The following is a 7,168-nucleotide window of genomic DNA, read 5'->3' on the forward strand; positions in this document are numbered from 1 at the left end:
TTAATCTGAGTTCGATAAACGTTTTATAAATGATCAAGCTGAATCTTTAAAAAAACATCCCTAAGCTTTGTTTCGCAAGAAAGCCTACCATCAATAATAATGACAAAACCAACAGATCCGCTTTATGCCCAGACAGATTAATTGCTAGACAAGGATATAAGTTTGTTTACAAGAAACTGCACAATGCAGATAGATTAAAATAAAGATGAATGATAGTTTTTAATAATCAACTGATAAATATTAAATATTAATCAATATCAGGTCGATAGTCCGAAAGTCTAATCACCTAAAGTCTATCTAGGACAAAAAAACTACACATGGTACAACATCACTACTGATCTAATTGGCCCTATAAATAAAGCGTAATCAGATCAATCAGGATGACTTTTTCAAATTACAATTTCGGGTATTAAAACGTGTCTACATCAGTATTAGTAATTAACTGCGGATCTTCATCAATCAAATATGCGCTTGTTTCTGAACGTCGTGAAGATCGGATCTTTGGTTTAGCAGAAAACCTTGGCTCTGCTGATGCACGTATTAAAGGGATCACTGCGGGCAATCAGCCACTTGAACTCTCCATTCCACATGCAGACCATGAAAAAGCTCTTGAAACCATCTTGAGTCGTTTATCACAATATCAACCGAAGGCAATTGGTCATCGTGTTGTTCACGGTGGTACATTGACCAAAGCAGAATTGCTTACACCTGAAATTGTAGAAAAAATTCGTGAAGCAACACCTTTAGCTCCACTGCATAACCCTGCTCACCTAGTCGGTATTGATGCCACAATGCGTCTATTCCCAGAACTACCGCAGGTGGCTGTATTTGATACTGCATTCCATCAAACCATGCCTGCACATGCTTATCGTTATGCATTGCCAAAATTTCTTTATACCCAACACAATGTTCGTCGTTATGGTTTTCACGGTACTAGCCATGCTTATGTTTCTGAACGTGGTTCTGAACTTGCTGGTAGCTATAAACATGGTGGTTGGTTAACTGCACATTTGGGTAATGGTAGCTCGACATGCGCAATTTGGAATGGTCAAAGTGTAGATACTTCAATGGGACTTACGCCACTTGAAGGTGTGGTGATGGGGACACGTAGTGGTGATGTAGATCCAAGTATTCATAGCTTCCTCGCGTCTAATCTAGGCTGGGATATTTATAAAATTGATAAAATGCTGAATAGCCAATCAGGTTTGCTCGGCTTATCTGATCTTTCTAACGATATGCGTACTTTGATTGAAGCTTCAGAACAAGGCAACGAAGATGCCACTTTAGCCATAGAAGTATTCTGTTATCGTTTAGCAAAATCACTCGCGGCATTAAGCTGTGGCTTACCGCGTATCGATGGTTTATTCTTCACAGGTGGTATTGGTGAGAATTCAGCATATATTCGTGAAAAAACCGTGTCATACCTACCACACTTCGGTTTTAACTTAAGCAAAGAACAAAATGATGGTCTAAAACGTGGTACTGAAGGTCGTATCGATGCAGGAACAGGTCCGCAAATTTGGGTTGTTCCTACGGATGAAGAAGGTCGTATTGCCAAAGAAACAGTGCATGTGGTTGAGCATGAGGTACAACAGGCTGCAAAAAAGCCTGAATCAGATGTTGCGACAGCTTAAGCTGTCGTTAACAATAATCTGAGCCAAGATGATCCATTGTAAGATCATGAAACTCTTAAAAGCATGATCTACAACAAAGCAAAAAATTATACATTTTAGAGTTCCTGTAATCTTTGAATAAAAGTCATACAATCATGTCGCTAATTACAGAAACTCTAAGTATTTGACTCAAATGTATCGATGAATAAAGATTTTGCGTCAAATAGTGTATTCTGCTTTGTGATCTTCTCTGTATATACAAATTTCAATCTTTTAATTTATTAAAGAATAGTCTATGAAAACAATTCTGTTGGTTCCAACTGGGGAAGGTGTCGGATTAACTTCTGCATGCCTAGGCTTAGTTTATGCTTTGGAATGCCAAGGTGTTAAAGCAGGCTTCGTCAAGCCATTTTCACAAGAATTACAAGCAGAACCAGATCGCACAACAGCTCTGTATCGTCATATTTCAAAATTAGACACTGTTGAACCGATTACTTATGCAAAAATTACTCAACAGTTAAATGATGGCGAAACTGATGAGCTTTTAGAAGAAGCAGTGAGTTTACAGCGTCAAGTGGCTAAATCACATGATATTATTATTGTCGAAGGTTTAGTCCCGACAGCGCATGATGCTTTTGCAAGTGATCTGAATGCTTCTTTGGCACAAGCACTAGATGCAAAAGTTATCTTTGTCAGCAATGCCGACATCAATCGACCTGAATATACTGCTGAAAAAGTCGAAGCACAATTACGTAACTTTGGAGGTGCTTCATCTACGCGTAATGCAGGTGTATTGTTTATGCGTACACGTGGCTTACCAGAGGAATCTGCTCAAATTCCAGTGACCATTGACCCAAGTCTACGTTTAATCTCTGATACCGAAAAATTCAAAACTGAAATTCAGAAAACACATGCTCACATTGGCTCAGCAGCTTTCCCAATCATTGGATTGGTGCCTTTCAGTGATACCTTGAGTGTACCCCGCATCTCTGATCTGGCAAAACAGATTCAGGCAACATGGATTAATCAAGGTAAAGCCAACACACGCCGTGTTTTGCACAGCAGTTTGATTGCTTCAAACATTGAACATGAATTACAAAAGTTTGTTGCTGGTGAATTAATTATCAGTGCATCTGATCGTATTGATGTCCTGTTGGCAAGTAGCTTAGCCACCAGCAATGGTATTCCACTTGCAGGTTTAGTTCTTACTGAACATCATGAACCTAATCCATTGGTTTTAGAGTTCTGCCAATCTGCAATTAAAAATGGCTTACCGATTTTACACACACCACTCAGTACCTTTGAAACTGCGCAACAATTGGCAAATCTAGGGAATGAAATTCCTGTAGATGATACAGAGCGAGCAGATCAAGTTACTCGTTTCGTTTCTAGTCATATCGATCAAGACTGGTTACTTCAAATCCTCAATGGTGATTATAAACCTCGCCTCTCTCCTTCTGCATTCCGTCATGAATTGGTGCAAAAATCAATTGCAGCAAAAAAACGTATTGTACTTCCAGAGGGTGATGAACCACGTACCATTCAGGCAGCAGCCATTTGCCAATCTCGTGGAATTGCACAATGTGTATTGTTAGCAAAACCTGAAGCTGTTTTTGATGTGGCCAAAGCCCGCAACATCGAATTACCCGCTGATTTAGAAATTATTGACCCTGACCTTATTCGTGAAAACTATGTCGCGCAAATGGTTGAACTGCGTAAAGGTAAACTCAATGAATTGCAGGCACGTGAACAACTTCAAGACACTGTAGTGTTAGGGACGATGATGTTGGCATTAGATCAAGTGGATGGCTTGGTATCAGGTGCAGTACATACTACAGCCAATACTGTTCGCCCCGCTTTCCAACTGATTAAAACAGCCCCTGAATACTCTTTAGTATCCTCAATCTTCTTTATGCTCTTGCCTGATGAAGTGTATGTGTACGGAGATTGTGCGATTAATCCAGATCCAGATGCTGAACAACTGGCAGAGATTGCGATTCAGTCAGCAGATTCAGCAAAAGCTTTTGGTATTGACCCACGTATTGCGATGATTTCCTATTCGACTGGGACTTCAGGCGCTGGTGCAGAAGTGGAGAAAGTGGCTAAAGCAACCGAAATTGCCAAACAATGTCGCCCAGATTTGTTGATTGATGGACCATTACAATATGATGCTGCGTCTGTGGAAAGTGTGGGGCGTTCTAAAGCACCAGACTCTCAGGTTGCAGGTCGTGCCAATGTCTTTATTTTCCCTGACCTCAATACAGGAAATACCACCTATAAAGCAGTTCAGCGCTCAGCCAATGTGGTGAGTGTTGGCCCTATGTTGCAAGGTTTAAACAAACCTGTGAATGATTTGTCTCGTGGTGCATTGGTGGATGATATTGTCTTTACCATTGCATTGACGGCGATTCAATCAGAACAACAAGCAACGCAATAAGCTTTTTATACAGATAAAAAACCCACTCAAATTATTTGCGTGGGTTTTTTTATTATGTTGTACCTATAACTCACCCTGCTCTGTGCCCAACACCATAATTCAAATCAATATAAGGCACGTAACAATGGTTATTTCACAGGACTTAGAAATAGTAATTCACACGAAACAGATAGTTTCTTGGTGTCCCTGGCATAGAGTTTGAACGCCAATATTCTTTATCAGTGAGATTATTCACAGCAAGTGTTGCACCCCATTTATCATCTTTATAGCCTACTGCTGCATCGACACGAGTCCAGTCTGGCATTTTTATTAAATTTTTATCAGTAGTATAATACGAGCCAACATAAGTCGCACCCACTTCACCATACCATTTCTCTGTTGGTAAATAACGTACAAATAGGTTGCCCGTATTTTCAGAAATTTTTGCGAGCTTTTTACCTTTAAGTCTGTCTTCTTCCTTCACTGTAGTTCGGCTATCATTTTTCCATTTAGCATCGGTATAACCATAGCCACCTCGTACATAAAGATTATCCAAGACTTGACCAATAAAACTAAACTCTACACCTTGCGATTGTTGCTTCTGCCCTACTTCCCAATCATTTGGTCTGTTCATAGAGTCAGGCTGGTAACGTATGTTATTTTTAGTAATATCGAACACAGAAAGCTGGGTATTTAAACGACCATCCAACCAATCACTTTTTACCCCAATCTCATATTGCTCATTATATTGCGGTTCAGCATCGTATAAGCTTGGATTGATGGTCGTACTTACTCCTAACAAACCTCGACCACCATAAGGAGAGAAACTTTTACTATAAGAGGTATAAAAGCTTTGACTTTCAACTGGTTGCCAAACAAAACCAATATTAGGGCTTAAACTATCATCCCGATACGAACGTTTACGCTGATTACGAACATCATTGGTCGCAAAATCATAACTATCATAACGAACACCTAACATCATTTTATATTTTTCATTAAATGAAATTAGATCTTGTAAGAAGAAGCTTAAAGAGCTTGCATCAGTTTTACTGTGAGAAGTTTCTGCTGGACGGGAACCATTGAGCTTAGACCAACCATCAGATAAATAACTATCAGACGTATCAAATGGATTGACATAACGATAATAGAGTCCAGCACTGCTACCACTTGAATAATTCCCTAAAATTGGTTCTCGTTTTTCATTTGACCAATCACTACCAAACATAATTTTATGATCTAAAAAACCTGTTTTGAATTGACCTGTAATGTCAAAGGTATTCATCAATGTTTTATTGGTGGTTTGCTGCCAAGCATAGTTTTGACGGATTTTTCCTTGCCAGTCGCATTTTTTTCCATCATTTTGTAACCCTGCTGCTGAACACCATGTACCGCTAAAGAAGTTATCAAAATCTTGAAAAGATTCACGATGACTCAATGCCCAATGAAATTTCCAATTTGGTGCAAATTCATATTTCAGATCAGTTCTAAATGACTTGGTTTCATCAACAATATTATCATTTGTACCTGCAAAGCCCGTTTTAATTGAAACCCCTGATGGCAACTCATTATAGACTGGACCACGATCAGGCGTTCTGTTTAAACTGTCATAAGTATATTCAGTCGTCCAAAGTAATTTCTCGTCATCACTACGATAGGTCAAACTTGGAGATAACATTTCCTGATTAAAACCTATTCCCGAGCGGAAGCTATTGGTATCTGACTTTTCACCGACTAAACGCACAGCCCAGTTGTCATTAAGTACCTTATTGAAATCAATGACACCACCAACGTTATCATAAGACCCAACATAAGCACCAATTGAACTTTTTGAGTCAAAATTGGCAACCTTGGTCACCATATTAATCACGCCACCGCCTGAACTTCGTCCATAGAGCACAGAAGCTGGTCCTTTGAGTATTTCAATACGTTCAACATTGGCGGTACTGCGTCGGTATTGTCCGCTTTCACGAATCCCATCACGATAGATATCATTCTCATCGGCATTGAATCCACGAATAGTGATTCCATCATTTCTCGTGTCATAACTGGTCGAAACACCAGGTGTTCCCTGTAACATCACGCTTAAATCATTTGCGCCATACAACTTATATTTAGACACATCAATCGTATCTACAGTTTGAGGAATATCTTTCTTATCCAAACCATTTCGCGTCACACTGGCCTGTTTATAGTCCACATAGGTTTTAATGGGGTCACCATCTGCCATTGCTTCAATCACAATGGTGGGAAGTGTTGCTGTATTGGTTTTTTGTTCTTGTTTAACTGTATCAGAATCAGAAAATGCCTGAGTGGAAACAAACAGGCATCCCGTTGATAGCATCATGAGTGTTAAGCTTTTTTTGACAAAACGCATTGCATCCTCAAAAAATCGTAATGATAATAATTATCATTATAATACAATTCTTCATAATTTTTTACATAAATATATCAATCTCTGCACATAAATGACCATTTCCTCTTTATTTGAACATATTTTTCTTGAAATAAACTAGGGTCTGTTGACATTTATGGTCCATAATTTAACCTACAAGGGGAGCCATAAAAATATGCAAGCTAATGCAACAGAACTTTCATAGTTCCGTTTTAACTTGTCATATCGTGTGGCTATTCCTCGAAATTGCTTTAATCTACAGAACATGTTTTCTACTAAGTGCCTGATTTTATATAAATACCAATCCATATGGTCATTGTTTGATTGGCTATTGGATTTTTTAGGTATATTCGCTTTTGTTCCAGTTGCTCTAATCTGCTGTCTTAATGGCTCTGAATCGTAACCTTTATCTGCACATACAACCTCTACCTCATTTAAATCGAGTTTTGAAATTAAATCAGGTGCGACCTTAACATCATGTGTGGTTCCATCAGTAATAATGAAATCTATAGGATTCCCATTTGAATCTACAACTAAATGTATTTTGGAGGAGTTTCCTCCTGCACTTTTAGAGATTGCCTGATCAGCAATACCCGCAGAATGTTGATGAGCACGAATATGGGAACCATCGATGAATAGCCATTCCATATCGGTATTCAGTGATAATAATTTGAATATAGTGAGTAACTTACCACTACTTGACCAGCGATTAAAACGTTTAAAAATAGAGTTCGGTTGTCCAAA

Annotated in this window: 4 protein-coding genes; 2 read left to right on the forward strand and 2 right to left on the reverse strand. The window is 38.8% G+C overall.

The window, feature by feature from the left end:
• The first annotated feature begins 416 nt into the window (after window positions 1-416).
• Entirely contained in the window at window positions 417-1,634 is a 1,218-nt protein-coding gene (locus tag ACINWC743_RS09490; RefSeq protein ID WP_004830154.1) for an acetate/propionate family kinase, read from the forward strand.
• A gap of 274 nt (window positions 1,635-1,908) precedes the next feature.
• Window positions 1,909-4,050, forward strand: a complete 2,142-nt coding sequence (gene pta, locus ACINWC743_RS09495) for a phosphate acetyltransferase (protein WP_009585236.1) — start codon at window positions 1,909-1,911, stop codon at window positions 4,048-4,050.
• A 142-nt stretch (window positions 4,051-4,192) separates the two neighbouring features.
• On the opposite strand, the gene ACINWC743_RS09500 is transcribed toward pta, so the two are convergent.
• Together ACINWC743_RS09500 and ACINWC743_RS09505 are read right to left on the reverse strand one after the other, a co-directional pair.
• Window positions 4,193-6,406 carry a TonB-dependent receptor gene (locus ACINWC743_RS09500; protein ID WP_009585246.1) on the reverse strand — a complete coding sequence of 738 codons (2,214 nt, stop codon included), beginning with the start codon at window positions 6,404-6,406 and terminating at the stop codon, window positions 4,193-4,195.
• A 171-nt stretch (window positions 6,407-6,577) separates the two neighbouring features.
• Window positions 6,578-7,168 (reverse strand): IS5 family transposase (locus ACINWC743_RS09505; RefSeq protein ID WP_009584009.1); only part of this gene is annotated, 591 nt, incomplete at its 5' end.

It is taken from the genome of Acinetobacter sp. WC-743 (genome assembly GCF_000335555.1).
Classification (GTDB): Bacteria; Pseudomonadota; Gammaproteobacteria; order Pseudomonadales; family Moraxellaceae; genus Acinetobacter; species Acinetobacter bereziniae.